We start from the raw sequence: 17,074 nt of genomic DNA on the forward strand, positions 1-17,074 counted from the left end.
GTCATCCAATCACTCGGCCACGAAGACTTCCAGCAACGGCCTCGCCAATGGCGTGAGCGAAGTTGCTCCAAATTTTCGTTTCCTCTTCAATTCGATTGACTGCCGCATTCCAGGATTGATGCTCGTTGGAATGATTGACTTTGTTCACTTTGGCAACCCACTGATAGAGCTTCAGGAGCGAACGCGTCGTTCGCTCAAGCGAATAACGCTCAGCGGTCGCCATCACTTCGCGATGCATCATTGTCTGTTCGTTGGCGTTAAGGTTCGCGACCCACGCGATCGCATCAGAAAATTGGTTGACGTCCTCCGCCGCCAACATTCGACCGTTGATTTTGTCCTCGACGATCTCCCGTACCCCACAGGCATCCAAGGCAACCACCGGAATCCCCGCGGCCATTGCCTCGGCCAAAACGATTCCCTGTGTTTCACTCTTGGACGCAAAGACAAACACATCCAACGATCGGTAGAGATCACGAAGCTGCACGGGATCAAGCACACCAAAGGTTAGAAGGCGATCCGTGACGCCGTGACGTTCGCAAGCCATCAAGATGTCGGCCTCGCATGGGCCCTGGCCCGCAACCACGAACCAAGCGTCGGGCCGAGTGGCGAGGAAGCGTGCGACCGACTCGGCGAGGAACGGCAGGTTCTTCTCAATCGCCAAGCGACCGACGTGACCGATGACGAAAGCGGATTCAGATAGACCGTGTTCACGTCGGAAAAACTCTCGTGAGCCGACCGACCACCAAGACGGGTCGATCCCCGTTGGGATGACTTCCATGTGCCGTGTCACGCCCCGAGCGACCAGGTCATCGACCACGCTTTGGCTGGGAGCGATGACGGCATCGCAAAGATTGCAGTATCCAATGTCCAACTCGTTGATAAACCGCTTTCCCATCGTGCTGTTCTCGCCACCCAGGTAGTGGGCGTATTTGTCGTACTGTGTGTGATGCGTGAAGACGACCGGAATGTCTCGCTCCGCACCGACCCGCAGCGCCGTGTCGCCCAACAGGAACGGGTGATGCGAGTGCACCACGTCTGGCCGAAACTCGTCGATTGCCCGATGAACGCCACTGGGAATCGGCAGCGGGAACGAAAAACTCGTGTCGCGAAACTGCTCGATCGCCGGCACTCGCAGAACCTTTCGAGTCGATTCAGTTCCCTCGAACGATGGGCAGACGATCATCACCTTGTGTCCGAGTCTTTCCATTTGCCGCGTTGTTTCGGCGACACTGCGAGCAACCCCGCCGACGTGCGGCGTGAAGGTGTTGGTCAGCATCAAAATGTTCATGACTGTTTCTCCACTTCCAAAACATGCAGCGTCGTTGGTAACACCGCATCGGGCGTCAACGAAATGCTGTCGATGCCTTCGCGTACAAGGAACTCGGCAAAGTCCGGATAGTCGCTCGGTGCCTGGCCGCAGATACCGATCTTCGTACCGGACTGCTTGGCGGTCGCGATCACGCTGGCGATGGCTCGTTTGACGGCGTCGTTGCGTTCGTCAAACACGTGGGCCACGATCTCCGAATCGCGGTCGACGCCCAAGATCAACTGAGTCAAATCGTTCGAGCCGATCGAGAATCCGTCAAAGATCTCCGCGAATTGATCGGCGACCAGGACGTTGCTGGGGATCTCGCACATGACGTAGATCTCCAGGCCGTCTTCACCCCGAACGAGGCCGTATTTCGCCATTTCCTCTTGAACGCGTTTGCCCTCTTCGACCGTTCGGCAGAACGGAATCATCAGCTTCAGATTCCGAAGTCCCATCTCACAGCGAACTTTCTGCACCGCTTGGCACTCGAGTCCGAACGCCACTTGAAAGCTGGGGTGATAGTATCGCGAGGCACCTCGAAATCCAATCATCGGGTTGGATTCCACCGGCTCGTATGACTCGCCACCGATCAGGTTAGCGTACTCGTTCGTTTTGAAGTCACTCAGCCGGACGATGACATCTTTGGGATGAAAAGCCGCGCAAATCATGGCGATGCCCTCGGCCAGTTTATCGACGAAGAATTGCGGCTTGTCGTCGTAGTTCTTCGTCGCCGCGTCGACTTCGCGTCGTGTGGTCTCGTCGAGGTTCGCGTAGTCCAAAAGCGCTTGCGGGTGGACTTTGACGTAATTGCTGATGATGAATTCCTCGCGTGCCAGCCCGACGCCGTCATTGGGGATCATTGAGAACGCAAACGCTTCATCGGGCGACGCGACGTTCATCATGATCTTCGTTTTTGGCCGCGCGATGGATCCAAGGTCGACCGTTTCAACCTCGAAATCGCACTCGCCTTCGTAAACGTGCCCAGTATCACCTTCAGCGCAACTAATCGTGACGGGCTGCTTCGGTTTCAAAACCTCCGTTGCGTTGCCCGTGCCGACGATCGCCGGCAGACCGAGTTCTCTACTGACGATGGCGGCGTGGCACGTGCGACCGCCGCGGTTGGTGATGATGCCGGCGGCCCGTTTCATGACCGGTTCCCAGTCGGGATCGGTTTTATCTGTGACCAGCACCTCGCCTTCTTGGAATTGCGATAGTTCTTGAACATTGCGAATCAGCCTGACCGGACCGTTGGCGATCTTGTCCCCAATGGCACGTCCCGACAGTAGCTCCGTGCCGCGTTGTCGAAGGTGGTAGCGCCGCAGGGCGTTGACCGATCGCTGCGACTGAACTGTTTCGGGGCGCGCTTGAACGATGAACAGTTCACCCGTGTTCCCGTCTTTGGCCCATTCCATGTCCATCGGACAATCGGAGCCTTTGCGATCGCTGTAGTGTTGCTCAATTTCGCACGCCCACCGTGCGAGTTGAAGAATGTCGTCATCATCGAGCGCGTATTGGTTTGCCTGCTCAGTCGATACGGTCACATTCCGGGTCATCTTGCTGCCGCCATCGTCGTAGATCAACTTCATCGACTTGGAACCCAGCGACTTCTTCAGGATTGGACGATGGCCGTCGAGCAACGTGGGTTTGAAGACGCAGTATTCATCAGGATTCACACTGCCCTGAACCACGTTTTCGCCAAGACCATAGGCGGCGTTGATAATGACCGCGTTGCGAAACCCGGTTTCCGTGTCGATCGAAAACATCACGCCCGCGGTGGCAAGATCCGATCGGACCATGCGTTGAATTCCGATCGACAACGCGACTTGCATGTGGTCGTAGCCGCGTGCGGCTCGGTAAGAAATCGCTCGATCGGTAAACAGCGAAGCGTAACAAAGGCGGCACGCATCGAGCAGCGAGGCTTGTCCTCGAACATTCAAGTAGGTTTCCTGCTGCCCGGCGAAGCTGGCGTCCGGTAGATCCTCCGCCGTCGCACTGCTACGCACCGCCACATCGGCCAATTGATGTTGGTCGGCATCACACATGTGGTGGTACGCTTCGACGATGGCTTTGGAAAGCGCATCCGGCAGCGGCGATTCTAGGATCATATGACGGATGATCATGGCATGATGCTGTAGATTGCCGACGTCGCTGGTATTCAACCCTGAAAGCACTTCGGGAATCTTTTCGTCCAACGCCGACTCGCGCAAGAACGTGCGATAGGCCTCCGCCGTCGTCGCGAAACCGTTGGGCACGCGAATACCACGGGGCGTCAACTCGCGGTACATCTCGCCCAGCGAAGCGTTCTTGCCACCGACGACAGCGACATCGTCCATGCTGATCTGGTCAAACCAACGCACCAGGTCGAGGTCTTGTTGTGTGGCAACGCTCATGGTCTTGTTCTCCGAGTATTGAATGAAATGGTTGGGCTACCAGATGCCGACGGCGCTTTGCATCAGGAACAGAACGAACACGATCGCGATGATGGTGGCGACAATCCAAAATGCCTTTTCGGAATGAGAGCGGGGGATTCGTTGATCGCTCATGATTGGGCTCTCTGATTTGGTGATGGGTTTGCGAACCAGGAAACGCAGTTCATGTGCCGCGATGATGTTGGCGAAGAAACGCTTCGTGGCGTGACATCATGAGCCATCCAAGCGTGCAAACTGGCACGCCTGAGACAACCGGTTGATTCGATAGGCCCACGGTATGGCGAATGCATTTCGATCCGCAAGCAAACTTGTTCTGACAGGAAGCCAAGATGATAAACTTAGATCGACAGAAACTCGCCGATGAACATTCGATCGACCAGATTCGGGATCGGCTGAACGTCGAGAACAAACCGGACTACCTGGCCGATTTTGTCTACGGGGCGATTGACGGAACTGTCACCACTTTCGCGGTGGTCTCCGGCGTCGCTGGTGCCGATCTGTCCTCCAGCATCGTGATCATCCTTGGGTTCGCCAATCTGATCGGCGACGGATTCAGCATGGCGGCCAGCAATTTCCTGGGCACGCGGACGGACATGCAATTGCACGAGAAGGCAAAGGCTCGGGAGGCCGCGGAGATCGACGCTTATCCAGAGGGCGAGCGTGAAGAGATCCGGCAGATCTTTGCAGCCAAAGGGTTTGAGGGGCAACAACTTGAACAAGTGGTCGACACCATCACGGCGAATCGGAAGGTTTGGATCGAGACGATGTTGACCGAAGAAATGGGTCTGAGTCTGACGCGTCGTTCGCCGCTGCGCGCAGCCTCGGCAACGATGACGGCGTTTCTGGCGGTTGGGCTGATCCCGCTGATGCCGTTTGTGGCCGAGTACTTTTCGCCGACCATGGAAATATCGCCGTACACGCAAAGCAGCCTCATGACGGCGATTGCATTCTTCGCGGTCGGTGCGGCGAAGTCTCGCTTCGTCGACCAACGGTGGTATTGGTCTGGTTTGGAAACCTTGTCCGTCGGAGGTGCCGCCGCCGTGCTGGCCTATGTGGTCGGCATGGCGTTGGGAAACATCGCCGGGTAGAAAGACGACAGTTTTTCTGACGATGGCTCGTCGAACCGGTGCTAACCTACTTCGATTCTCGCAACGATTGATGACACCGGACGCAACTGACCGTCAATTGATGATACGCCAACGTCACACCGTCGATGTTCTTCTTTTTCGCTTGCCGAACGACTTCACCAGTCACCCTCTCGAACGTGTGTACCTGGGTTCGATATTCGGCATTTCGGCCTCGAACGAAACCTTCGATCTTATTCAGCAATCGCATCTGACGAGCGTTGGATTCGATCAGATCGAAGTCGCCCATCGAAAGCCCACGCAAGATGTCCGTGGAGTAGTCGAGCTTCTTCTGCATCCAGAAATCCAAAGGTTTTTCGATCGTCTCTTTCGGAATCACTTCATCCGCGGTAACGGCTCGCGTCCTGGACTCTTTGGTCGTTTCCTGACCCGCTGCCGTGCAGCAGATGGCGAGCATCGCGGTCAACATAGATAGTCTTCGCATCACAAGACTCCTGATCATCGAGATTCGGATTGAAACAATGACCGATACAGGAAGGCAAAAGCCATGCCACGATGTTGTCGCACCAACCAAGATCGCGCAGACGTGCCCGAAGGCACACCGTGCACATCTGCACGGAGTCGTGGGCAACCGAATGCTCGGAATGCGATGTTTACCCGATGGTCCAGCAATTGCGATTGTCGTCCGTCATGTTTCTTCGCATTCCATTTGAAAGACAACTGTCAGAGAACGACCGAGCATCTCTGGTCGAGTTGGCGGATTGCGTCACCGTCGAAACAGGGCAAATCATCTTCCGCGAAGGAGAACGACATCCGTTCGTTTACTGGATTGTCGAAGGTCAGGTCTCATTGGAAATGGCATCAGGCGAAAAAACGATGCAACCTTTGGTAACGTTGGCTGATGGTGATCTCCTCGCTTGGTCCTCGCTGCTGACCGACCGACGTATGACCGCGACCGCCAAAACGATCTCCCCGACGCGGCTGATGCGATTTGGGACGGAGTCACTGCTCGATCTTTGCGAAGCCAATCACGAGATCGGCTATCGGGTGATGCAGCACATCGCCGGCCAGTTGGCTCAGCGGTTGTTGGCAACCCGGTTGCAGATGTTGGACCTGTTTCAACATCCGGCAGAGCTTTCAAGCGAGTCAAAATCATGACTCAGCAAGCCCGATTTCTGCCCCGCGACGAGCTGCAAACGTTGCTCGATTGTTTGCATGAGAACGAGTACGACGTGATCGGTCCGACCATTCGTCAACAAGCGATTATGTATCGCAGTGTTCGCAATGTTGACGAACTGCCGGTGGGTTGGACGGACCAACAGGGCCCCGCGGTCTATCAACTCGAAGAATCGAAAAGCGACCAGGTCTTTCGATTCAATTCCAGCCCCGACTCCTGGAAGCGATTCTTCTTTCCAGCCTCATCGGAGATCGGCACGGCGACGCTGACCGATCAGGGCTGGCAATTTGAAACGCCTCCAACACAGGCCCCAAGATTGGCACTGTTGGGTGTGCGAGCTTGTGACCTTGCCGCCATCGCCGTGCAGGACCGTGTGTTTCGTGACAACGAATACGTTGACGCAGCTTACACGCGGCGGCGAGAGTCCGCGTTGATCGTTGCGGTCAATTGTGGCACCGCGGCCAGCACTTGTTTCTGCACTTCGATGGGCGACGGACCGCAATGTGAAAGTGGGTTCGACTTGGTGATGACCGAGATCGACCGTGGCTTCATTATTGAATCCGGTTCGCCGCGTGGCGACGAGATCCTCACACAACTTCCCACCGAATCAGCGAGGTCCGAACAACACGACGCGGCCAAGTCAGAAATCCAGAACGCTCGCGAAGCCATCACCAAGCAATTCGATACCCGCGACGTGCATGACTTGTTGCTCGCCAACCTCGAGCACGCCAACTGGGACGATGTCGCGGATCGTTGCCTGTCGTGTGCGAACTGCACCATGGTTTGCCCGACGTGTTTCTGTTCGACGGTTGACGAGGTTTCCAACTTGTCCAACACCGAGGTCACTCGAGTTCGCCAGTGGGATAGTTGTTTCAATATCGACTTCAGCCGAACCGCTGGCGGTATTGTGCGTGACGACACGCGAAGTCGGTACCGGCAATGGCTGACGCACAAACTGGCGACATGGGAGGACCAATTCGACACGTCTGGATGCGTCGGCTGTGGTCGCTGCATCACCTGCTGCCCGGTCGGGATTGATCTGACGAAGGAAGTCGCGGCGTTGCGGGAGATGACTTCATGAGCACCGATGTTTCGGAAGAAGACAACTTGAAACAGTTGGAGCAAAGACCGCCGCATGCCGAGTCCGCCGATTCGGTCATCGCTCGTCTAGGCACATCGGCCGAGACTGGGCTCGCAAATGCAGAAGCGTGCGAGCGATTGAAACAATTTGGCCGCAACACGCTGCAAACGGCGGAGTCCGTTCGCTGGCATCAAGTCCTGATGCGTCAATTCACCGATGTATTGATCGTGATCCTCGTCGTAGCCGGTTTGGTTTCCCTGGCTGTGGGCGAAACCACCGATGCGATCGCGATCTTTGCGATCGTGGTGCTCAACGGTTTGCTGGGGTTCGCCCAGGAATGGAAAGCAGAACGATCACTGGCGGCGCTACGGCAAATGCTGGCTCCGCGTTGCCGCGTGATACGAGACGGCGACGAAAAGGAACTTGATGCGGAGCTGCTGGTCCCAGGCGACATCGTTCAAATCGAAACCGGCGATCGTGTCCCGGCGGACTTGCGATTGATTCGGTGCATGAATTTGAAAATGGATGAGTCCGCCTTGACCGGCGAATCGGAAGCATCCGGGAAAGCAATCGAAACGCTTGACGCCTCGACCGACTTGGCCGAACGGACCAACATGGTTTGGACGGGGACCGCCGCAGCGGGCGGACGTGGGTTGGGAATCGTCGTCGCCACCGGACAAAATACCGAGTTCGGCCGCATCGCCGAGCTGACCGAAACGATCGACCGCGACACGACGCCGCTGCAGCAAAAGCTGTCCGTTCTGGGTAAGCAACTTGGCGTCGCCGCGATCGTGATTTCCATCATCGTGGCGATCACCGGATGGTGGATGGGCAAGCCGCTGATGGAAATGTTCTTCACGGCGGTTTCGTTGGCGGTCGCGGTGGTCCCCGAAGGTTTGCCCGCCGTGGTGACGTTGACGCTTGCCTTGGGCGTGCGAGAAATGGTTCGCCGCAAAGCGTTGCTGCGACGTTTGCGAGCGGCCGAGGGATTGGGCGCGGCGACGGTCATTTGTACGGACAAGACGGGTACGCTGACACAAAACCAAATGACGGTCCAGAGGATTTGGTTGGTCGCGGGCGAGGTCGACGTGACGGGCGTGGGCTACGACCCCGCAGGTCACTTTGAAGCCTCGGGCAGAAAGTTTGATTACCGACAACGCAATGATTTGATGACGCTGTTGCGGTCGGGATTGCAATGCAACCACGCTCGCTTGAAGAAGCAGTCCGACGGTTGGCAACCGATCGGCGAACCGACGGAATCCGCGATCGTGGTCGCTGCTCACAAGGCATGGATCGACCCGAACGAGCAAGCCGAACCTGTGAACGAGTTTTCGTTTTCGTCGGATCGAAAACGCATGACGGTCGTCACTCGCGAAGCCGGAAAATCGGTGGCTCACACCAAAGGTGCTCCCGAAGTGCTGCTGCCCAGGTGCACGGAAATCTTCGACGGGGATGCGGTTCGGCCAATGACTCCGCAGGACCACCAAAACGCCACCGCAGCGATCGAATCCATGGCCGGCCGCGGATTGCGAACACTGGCGATCGCCCGCCGCGAAGTATGCGAGGGTGATGATTGCGACGAGGAGCGGGTCGAAAGCGATCTAACGCTGCTGGGTATCGTGGGCATGATGGACCCGCCGCGAGTCGAGGTCCCCGAAGCGATCAAGCTGGCCGGGGCCGCCGGCATTCGCGTGTTCATGATCACGGGGGACTCGCCCGTGACGGCGTCGGCCATTGCCCGGCAGATCGGACTCGATATAGATGAAGCGATCGTCGGGAGCCAGCTTGAAGCGATGGACGATGAAGCTCTCACGACCGCATTAGCCGGCAACGTCGTGTTCGCTCGAACCACGCCCGAACACAAATTGCGAATCGTCAAGCTGTTGCAGGCTCAAGGTCACATCGTCGGGATGACGGGCGATGGCGTGAACGATGCGCCGGCACTCAAGAAAGCCGACATCGGCATCGCGATGGGCAAACGCGGAACTGACGTGGCCAAGGGTGCCGCTGACATCGTGCTGACCGACGACAACTTCAGTTCGATCATCGGCGCGGTCGAGGAAGGTCGCCGACAATACGACAACATTCAAAAGTTCGTGCGTTATCTGCTGTCGTCTAATACCGGCGAGGTCGTCGCAATCTTTCTGAACATTCTGATCGGCGGTCCCCTGCTGTTTCTGCCGGTGCAAATTCTGTGGATGAATCTTGTCACCGATGGACTGACCGCTGTGGCCTTGGGCTTGGAACCCGCCGAAAAAGACACCATGCACCGACCTCCGAGGCGGCCCGATGAATCGGTGCTGACCAAGTCCGGCATGGCGATGATCGCGGCGCTGGGAACCTATGTCGGCCTCGCATCGCTGTGGCTGTTTCATCACTACCTCGATGATGCGGATCCAAAGTCAATCGCAATCGCTCAGACCGTCGCATTCACGGGAATCATCGTGGTGGAAAAAATCAACGTGCTGAACTTCCGATCGTTGAGTGCGCCGATATGGACGATCGGGTTTTGGTCGAATCCTTGGGTGCTGGTGGCAATCGCATCGACCATCTCGTTGCAGGTTGCCGCAGTGTACGTCCCGGCGATGCAGTCCATTTTGCACACCGTTCCGCTGTCGCTTGCCGATTGGGGCTTGATTGTTGTGGTTTCCTTGCCGGTTTTTGTCTTGGTCGAGTGCATCAAAGCGATTGGCTGGATAGTACGACCCAAAGGCGGTGAGCCCGGATGAACCAGAGCTCGCACCAAATCGTGCATCACCGCACGTTCGTCAACGATTCTCGCAACGATTCGAGGTGGTTCGGAAGTTGCATTGAAACGGACCAACGCAAGCTCTTCCTTTTCGGAACCCAATCATGCCCCAATCCATCACAGAACTTCTCGGTGACGCCGCCGAATCCCTCCTCGGTCACGAATGCCAAACCATTGACCGCGGGCGGTTGCATGTTCCGGGGCCTGACTTCTTGGAGCGAGTCGTCGCCAACAGCGATCGAAACCAACGTGTTATCAATCAGCTAGCTCGACTGTTCGGACACGGACGCTTGTCGGGCACGGGCTATGTCTCGATCCTGCCGGTGGATCAGGGAATCGAGCATTCCGCGGGAGCTTCCTTTGCACCTAACCCTGATTATTTCGATCCCGAGAACATCGTTCGTTTGGCAATGGAAGGTGGGTGCAACGCGGTTGCTTCGACGATCGGCGTCTTGGGAGCGGTCTCACGTAAGTACGCTCATCGAATTCCGTTCCTGGTGAAGATCAACCACAACGAATTGCTAAGCTATCCGAACAGCTACGACCAGGTGATGTTCGCCAGCGTCGATCGAGCGTATGACCTTGGGGCGACCGCCGTCGGTGCAACCATTTATTTCGGGTCCGATGAATCGCGTCGCCAGATCATCGAAGTCGCTGAGGCGTTTGAGCATGCTCACGAACTGGGCATGGCGACGGTGCTGTGGTGCTATCTTCGCAACAGTGAGTTCAAGAAAGACAAGGACTATCACACTTCGGCTGATCTAACCGGCCAAGCCAACCACCTCGGTGTGACACTCCAAGCCGACATCATCAAGCAGAAGTTGCCGACCAACAACGGTGGCTACAACGCGATCAAGTTCGGCAAGACTTCGCCGTTGGTCTACGAAGACCTGACGACCGACCATCCGATTGATTTGTGTCGTTATCAAGTCGCCAACTGCTACATGGGCCGAGCCGGCCTGATCAATTCCGGGGGCGCATCGTCGGGGGCGTCGGACCTTGCCGAAGCGGTCAAGACGGCGGTCATCAACAAACGCGCCGGCGGTACGGGGCTGATCTCAGGTCGCAAAGCGTTTCAAAGACCCATGGCCGACGGCGTCGAATTGCTAAATCGAATTCAGGACGTTTACTTGGACTCCAACATTAAGGTGGCATGATGAAAGATCCATTCATAGATTCGCAATGGCGAGAGCTTTGTGACCATTTGTCCCGAGTGGCCGAACATCTGGGTGGTCCGCTACGCGAGGCCGACGCCTTCCGTCTTCAAGATCCACCCGACCGGTTTTCGCATCTGCTTGATCGTGTGCGAGAAGCAACAACGCTAGCGAACAAATGGCGAGAGACCCAAACGAGTCACCGTCATGACGATGACTTGATCGACGAAGCGGGACAAGAGAGTTTTCCTGCCAGCGATCCGCCGACGTTCAGCCACTCGCATGCCTAGCGCAATCAAAAGAGGTTGGGCAGCGCAAGAAGGCTCTCCGTTTCCTCTCGGTGTGACATTCATCGAACGTGAAGACGCTTTCAATTTCGCGATCTATTCCAAACACGCCGAGCGGGTGACGTTGCTTTGGTTCGCTGAATCCGACGTCACCACGCCTCTGTCGCAGTTTGAATTCGACTATCTAACCAACAAGTCCGGTTCGGTGTGGCATTGTCGCATCGACGCCGAGACACTTCGGGACGCAGCCTACTACGGCTATCAGATCGACGGTCCCGCTCCCGGCGAAAGTTTTAAGTTCCATCGTTTCGATCACGAAAAGTTGCTGCTCGATCCTTACGCACACGCGGTTCATTTCCCCGACGGCTTTTCACGCGATGCCGCTCGGACGCCTGGATCGAACGTCGGCCGAGCGGTGTTGGGTGTCCTGCCTCGCACGGGATGTCATTTCGACTGGAAAGACGACGTGACCCCACGGCACGATTCAGATCTTGTGATCTACGAACTGCACGTCCGCGGATTCACGCGACATGACAGTTCGGGTGTCAAGCACGACCGGCAAGGGTCATTCCTCGGCATTTGTGACAAAATCCCCTACTTAAAGGAACTGGGCGTCACGGCCGTCGAATTGATGCCGGTCTTTCAATTCGATCCAGACGGCCGCAACTATTGGGGATACATGCCGCTGGCGTTGTTCGCACCGCACCATGCCTACGCCAGCGACCCGACCGGATTCCGACAACGCGACGAGTTTCGCGAGATGGTTCGGCAACTACACGATGCCGACATCGAAGTGCTGTTGGATGTGGTTTACAACCACACCTGCGAAGGCGATCACACCGGCCCGGTCTACAGTTTCAAGGGCATCGACAACAGCACGTACTATGTCGTCTCGCGAGACGACGATCGACCCTACGCCAACTTCAGCGGCACGGGCAACACGTTGCACACGGCCAATCGCACGGTCCGGCGACTGGTCATCGATAGCATGCGGTACTGGGTGCAGGAGATGCACGTCGATGGATTCCGATTTGATCTGGCGTCGATCTTTACACGAACCACCGACGGCTCGATCAACGCCGACGACCCGCCGATCATCGGTCAAATTGGTGCCGAAGATGACCTTGCCGGAATCCGGTTGATCGCCGAGCCATGGGACGCATCGGGAGCCTATCAACTCGGTCGCAACTTTCCCGGCATGAATTGGATGCAGTGGAATTCCAGCTTTCGCGAGTGCGTGCAGCGTTTCGTTCGTGGCGACCGCGGGCTGATCGGCGAATTGATGACGAGGATGTATGGCAGTTGTGACCTGTTCCCCGACGACCGTTTCTATGCGTACCGGCCGCACCAAAGCGTCAATTACGTCGCTTCGCATGACGGCATGACGATGGCGGATCTGGTGTCGTTTTCGGCGAAAAACAATTGGGCCAACGGGCACGACAACACCGACGGGCCGACCGACTACAGCAGCAATCTGGGCCACGATGGCGTCGAAGATGTTCCTGAGGATATCGCCGGTCGACGCCGCCAACGCGTCAAAAACTTTTTCGCAATCTTGATGCTATCCGCGGGCACGCCCATGTTTCGGATGGGCGACGAGTTCATGAACACGCAGCGTGGCAACAGCAATCCATACAACCAAGACAACGAAACGAGCTGGCTCGATTGGACACAAACAGAAACTAACGACGAAGTGTTGCGGTTCGCATGTATGATGATCGCGTTTCGCAAATCGCATCCGTCGATCGGACGATCACGATTTTGGCGTGATGACATCACGTGGTACGGAACGGATCACTTGGTCGATCTATCCGGCGACGCGACTTGCTTGGCGTACTGCCTTCACGGTGGATCACACCGCGACAATGATCTTTACGTCTTACTTAACAATGGCGACGCTCCCGCCACTTTCGGAATCCAGGAAGGCATCGCGGGTCAGTGGAAACGCATCGTGGATACGTCCCAACCGTCCACGGGCGACATTGCGACAAAAACGGAAGCCATCACCGTCCGCGATTCGTTCTATGAAGCGAGCCCGCACAGCGTTGTTATCCTCGTTCGAGACCCGACGGCACTGAACGTGCATTGAAAGACAGTCCAAGCGGTAAGCCGCCAATCTGTCCTGCATGAGAACACGATGAAAACAACCACACCCAACGAAATCGCCGCCAAATTAGAGGCCGGCGAATCGATCGACCTGATCGACGTCCGGATGCCAGTGGAGTTCCGCGAAGTCCACGCCGAAGGGGCGCGCTCCGTGCCGCTCGATTCACTCGATCCGCGTGCGTTGATGTCACAGCGAAATGGCTCATCGGGCACACCTTTGTATGTGATGTGCCGCAGCGGAAACCGATCGCAAATGGCCTGTGAAAAATTCGCCGCTGCTGGCTACGTCGACATCGTCAACGTCGAAGGTGGAACGGCGGCTTGGGAAGCGGCCGGATTGCCCGTCGTTCGCGGCAAGAAAGCCGTCTCGCTGGAGAGGCAGGTTCGTATCCTCGCGGGCTTCTTGGTTCTGGTCGGTGCGGTGCTGGGCCTCTTTGTTCATCCCTGGTTCATCGGATTGTCCGCTTTCATCGGTGCCGGACTGATGTTCGCTGGCATCACTGACACCTGCGGCATGGGAATGATGCTGGCCAAGATGCCATGGAACAGGTGTGACGAAGAATCAGCAAATTGTTCAGTTTGACGTTCAGAAAGAGTAAAAAGCCATGTTCATCCAACGCTACTACCTTGAGTGCCTGTCACACGCTTCCTACATGGTGGCGGACGAATCGACCAAACAAGCTGCCATCATTGATCCACAGCGTGACATTGATCACTACGTGGAAGACGCCAACGACAAAGGGTTTGAGATCAAGTACGTCATCCTGACGCACTTCCACGCCGACTTCATCGCCGGCCACATCGAACTCCGCGATCGCGTCGGTGCACAGATCGTAATGGGACGCCGGGCCGAACCGGAATTCGAGCATCGTGCGATGAGCGATGGCGACCGACTTGAGATGGGACGAGTTCGATTGCAAATCATGGAGACACCAGGCCACACGCCGGAAGGAATCACCGTGTTGGCGTTTGACCTGGACGAAAGCGACACGGATCCCAAAGCAGCGTTCACCGGCGACACCCTGTTCATCGGCGATGTGGGCCGGCCGGACTTGCTGGCATCCATTGGCGTCACCGCCGATGAGCTTGCTGTGATGCTGTACGACTCGACGCACAACAAGCTGATGCAATTGCCGGACGACACGTTGGTCTATCCAGCTCACGGTGCGGGGAGCATGTGCGGCAAAGCCCTCAGCGACGAAGCCGTTTCGACCATCGGTGAGCAGAAGAAATACAACTACGCACTGCAACCAATGTCGCAAGCGGAATTCATCAAGCTGGTCGAAGCGGATCAGCCCGAGGCGCCCGGTTACTTCGTTCACGACGCGATACTGAATCGACAGGAACGCGAAAGCCTGGACAAGAGCATGTCGGAAACCATGACGGCGTTGTCACTGGAACAGGTCATTGAATTGCAGTCGGGGGGCGCTCAGGTGATCGACACCCGTGAAGCAATCGACTTTGCCGGAGCCCATTTGCAAGGAGCCATCAATGTCGGAGTTGATGGCAAGTACGCGACATGGGCCGGCACGGTCCTGACGAAGGAATCGCCAATCGTCGTGATTGCGGACGCAGAACGCGTGGCCGAGTCCATCATGCGGTTGGGACGGATCGGATTTGATCATGTCGCCGGCTATTTGAACGAAGGCATGGATGCATTGTCGGATCGTCCGGATCTGGTTTCCGCAGTCCATCGCATCACCGCACCCGCGGTTGATTCTTTGTATGCCGCACCGAACATTTTAGATGTCCGCAGCGAAAAGGAATACAGCGGCGGTCACATCGCGGGCAGCATCAACGTTCCGCTCAATCAGTTGGCCGATCGCATGGACGAAGTTCCACCGGACGGTCGGTTGGTGGTTCATTGCCAGGGCGGATATCGGTCGTCGATCGCCTGCAGTTTGCTTCAGCGTGCTGGCCGCGAGGACGTTCGCGATCTGGTCGGCGGCTACAAGGCATGGGTGCAATCGAAGTTGCCCGTTGTTGAACCGGTTGAAAGCTAGTGCGGAGCCCGTGAGATGTGGATCGTCCTGGTCGGTGCCACCATCATCGGTTTGACCTTGGGATTGCTGGGTTCGGGTGGCTCGGCGATCACGGTCCCAGTATTGATTTACTTGATCGGTCATGGCGGGAAAGAGTCGATCGCCGAGTCGATGGCAATCGTCGGATTGATTTCGATCGTCGCGGCCATCCCTTACGGTCGTGCTCACCAGATCGACTGGCGAAGCGTCCTCTACTTCGGAGTGCCCGGCATGATGGGAACCTACGCGGGGGCTTGGCTGGGAGGCATGTCAAGCGAAGTCGTGCAACTGATCGTGTTCGGGTTCGTTCTGATCGCGGCGGCCTATTCGATGCTTCGCAAACCACGCCTGGTGGACGAAGCGAACAAAACGGAGACACCGTCGGCCCCGGTGAAATGGATCGCGTTAGAGGGCACGGGCGTCGGCGTGCTGACCGGATTTGTTGGCGTCGGTGGTGGCTTCCTGATCGTTCCGGCGTTGGTGATGCTTGGCCATCTGCCGATGCGTCTGGCGATTGGCACCAGCTTGGTCATCATCGCCGCGAAATCAGCGGTGGGCTTTGCCAAGTATCAGTCCGATCTCGCTGCCCACAGCCTGAGCGTCGACATGCGAACCATCGTGCTATTTGTCGTGATCGGAATCGTCGGCAGCGTCCTCGGACGTTGGGCCAACCAGCGACTGAATCAGCAAACACTCAAACAAGCCTTCGGCATCTTCCTGATCGTCCTGGGCGGTTTTGTGATCTTCAGCGAAGGTGCCAAGTTTCTCAGCTAACTCAAAATCAGGAGCCTGTCCTCATGCGTTACCGCTATTTCGTGCTTATCACTGCTTTCCTGCTCTTTCCCTTTGCAATCTCGCAAAGCGTGCATGGTCAGGGACGAGGCTTTCGCGGCGGACGATCGACGCCGCAAGATGACAATCGTCGTGTGGCCGACCAAAACCTAGTTCACTTCCTGTTGAACAATCACGACAAGATCAAGCGAACCGTCAAAGAAATTCCCAACGGTGTGGAGACCACCACGGAGTCGGATGACGCCCAGGTCGCGGCGAAAATTCAGGAACACGTTCGCTGGATGAAAGTCCGCGTCGAAAAGTCCAAACCAATACGAATGCGTGACCTCTTGTTCCGCGAACTCTTTCAGCACACGGACAAGATCAAGATGGTCGTCAAGAGCACGGACAAAGGAGTTCACGTCACCGAAACATCCAACGATCCCTACGTCGCAAAACTGATCCAAGCCCACGCCAAAGTCGTCAGCGGATTCGTTGCGAAGGGTTTCGCAGAGGCGAGGCAGAATCATTCCGCTCCGTCGAGAGTGGAAGCTCCAAACGAGGTACCCGCAGCGAGAAAAAACAACCCTGGAAGAGAGAATAGGAAAAAGTAGGGGCCAGTTGGAAACCCACCGCCGAAGAAAGTGCACCAGACATAGAACGCCAGCAGGCTGACAAGTGTGATGCAGCCACCAACGAACTCTTTCCGCCAACCAATCACCATTCCAGCCACGATGCCGCCAGGAAACAGCAGAAGTCCCACGGCCTCAGTTAAGTTTGGCAGGTTCTTGTTGCCGAAACTACCGGCAACGAACAACGCGAGCAACGCGATGCTGACGACGCTCCCACAACGGGCGAGCAATTTCGCGGCTCGACGGCTCAAGTTTACGGTCATGGTGCGTGAG

Annotated in this window: 15 protein-coding genes; 10 read left to right on the top strand and 5 right to left on the bottom strand. The window is 56.7% G+C overall.

What is annotated here, in order from left to right; translation table 11 throughout:
- Position 1: 1 nt before the first annotated feature.
- Complete coding sequence (locus SV7mr_RS18165; protein WP_145275397.1) at positions 2-1,288, bottom strand: glycosyltransferase; 1,287 nt, start codon at positions 1,286-1,288, stop codon at positions 2-4.
- Entirely contained in the window at positions 1,285-3,699 is a 2,415-nt protein-coding gene (gene ppsA / locus SV7mr_RS18170; RefSeq protein ID WP_145275400.1) for a phosphoenolpyruvate synthase, read from the bottom strand. Before ppsA ends, SV7mr_RS18165 begins: the two co-directional genes overlap by 4 nt.
- 368 nt (positions 3,700-4,067) lie before the next feature.
- Between ppsA and SV7mr_RS18175 the strand changes: the two genes are divergently transcribed.
- Complete coding sequence (locus SV7mr_RS18175) at positions 4,068-4,826, top strand: VIT1/CCC1 transporter family protein (protein ID WP_145275403.1); 759 nt, start codon at positions 4,068-4,070, stop codon at positions 4,824-4,826.
- Positions 4,827-4,872: 46 nt separating this feature from the next.
- Here the strand turns inward: SV7mr_RS18175 and SV7mr_RS18180 are convergent, their stop codons facing one another.
- Positions 4,873-5,307, bottom strand: a complete 435-nt coding sequence (locus SV7mr_RS18180; protein ID WP_419187574.1) for a hypothetical protein — start codon at positions 5,305-5,307, stop codon at positions 4,873-4,875.
- A gap of 206 nt (positions 5,308-5,513) precedes the next feature.
- On the opposite strand from SV7mr_RS18180, the gene SV7mr_RS18185 reads away from it, so the two are divergent.
- The 9 genes from SV7mr_RS18185 (at position 5,514) to SV7mr_RS18225 (ending at position 16,172) form a co-directional block, all read left to right on the top strand.
- Positions 5,514-5,981 (top strand): Crp/Fnr family transcriptional regulator, encoded by a 468-nt coding sequence (locus SV7mr_RS18185; RefSeq protein ID WP_419187575.1) that lies wholly within the window; start codon positions 5,514-5,516, stop codon positions 5,979-5,981.
- Positions 5,978-7,081: a 4Fe-4S dicluster domain-containing protein gene (locus SV7mr_RS18190; RefSeq protein WP_145275409.1), complete on the top strand. Its 1,104-nt coding sequence runs from the start codon at positions 5,978-5,980 to the stop codon at positions 7,079-7,081. The genes SV7mr_RS18185 and SV7mr_RS18190 overlap by 4 nt, the downstream gene beginning before the upstream one ends.
- Complete coding sequence (locus SV7mr_RS18195) at positions 7,078-9,810, top strand: calcium-translocating P-type ATPase, SERCA-type (protein WP_145275412.1); 2,733 nt, start codon at positions 7,078-7,080, stop codon at positions 9,808-9,810. The genes SV7mr_RS18190 and SV7mr_RS18195 overlap by 4 nt, the downstream gene beginning before the upstream one ends.
- Positions 9,811-9,934: 124 nt before the next feature.
- A complete protein-coding gene (locus SV7mr_RS18200; protein ID WP_145275414.1) occupies positions 9,935-10,987 on the top strand; it encodes a class I fructose-bisphosphate aldolase in 1,053 nt (350 codons plus the stop codon).
- Positions 10,984-11,274: a hypothetical protein gene (locus SV7mr_RS18205; RefSeq protein WP_419187576.1), complete on the top strand. Its 291-nt coding sequence runs from the start codon at positions 10,984-10,986 to the stop codon at positions 11,272-11,274. Before SV7mr_RS18200 ends, SV7mr_RS18205 begins: the two co-directional genes overlap by 4 nt.
- The gene (locus tag SV7mr_RS18210; RefSeq protein WP_419187577.1) at positions 11,267-13,360 is read left to right on the top strand and encodes a glycogen debranching protein; all 2,094 of its coding nucleotides are present in this window, start codon (positions 11,267-11,269) and stop codon (positions 13,358-13,360) included. The genes SV7mr_RS18205 and SV7mr_RS18210 overlap by 8 nt, the downstream gene beginning before the upstream one ends.
- A gap of 48 nt (positions 13,361-13,408) precedes the next feature.
- Entirely contained in the window at positions 13,409-13,960 is a 552-nt protein-coding gene (locus tag SV7mr_RS18215; RefSeq protein WP_145275416.1) for a rhodanese-like domain-containing protein, read from the top strand.
- A 22-nt stretch (positions 13,961-13,982) separates the two neighbouring features.
- A complete protein-coding gene (locus SV7mr_RS18220; RefSeq protein ID WP_145275418.1) occupies positions 13,983-15,380 on the top strand; it encodes an MBL fold metallo-hydrolase in 1,398 nt (465 codons plus the stop codon).
- Positions 15,381-15,395: 15 nt separating this feature from the next.
- Positions 15,396-16,172, top strand: a complete 777-nt coding sequence (locus SV7mr_RS18225) for a sulfite exporter TauE/SafE family protein (RefSeq protein ID WP_145275420.1) — start codon at positions 15,396-15,398, stop codon at positions 16,170-16,172.
- 167 nt (positions 16,173-16,339) lie between these two features.
- Here SV7mr_RS18225 and SV7mr_RS25565 read toward each other — a convergent pair whose 3' ends face one another.
- Both SV7mr_RS25565 and SV7mr_RS25570 read right to left on the bottom strand, forming a co-directional pair.
- Positions 16,340-16,699 (bottom strand): hypothetical protein, encoded by a 360-nt coding sequence (locus SV7mr_RS25565; protein WP_419187578.1) that lies wholly within the window; start codon positions 16,697-16,699, stop codon positions 16,340-16,342.
- Complete coding sequence (locus tag SV7mr_RS25570) at positions 16,696-17,064, bottom strand: DUF7670 domain-containing protein (RefSeq protein WP_419187579.1); 369 nt, start codon at positions 17,062-17,064, stop codon at positions 16,696-16,698. The genes SV7mr_RS25565 and SV7mr_RS25570 overlap by 4 nt, the downstream gene beginning before the upstream one ends.
- Between the last annotated feature and the right edge of the window lie 10 nt (positions 17,065-17,074).

Origin of the sequence: Stieleria bergensis (assembly GCA_007745635.1) — a bacterium.
Classification (GTDB): Bacteria; Planctomycetota; Planctomycetia; order Pirellulales; family Pirellulaceae; genus Stieleria; species Stieleria bergensis.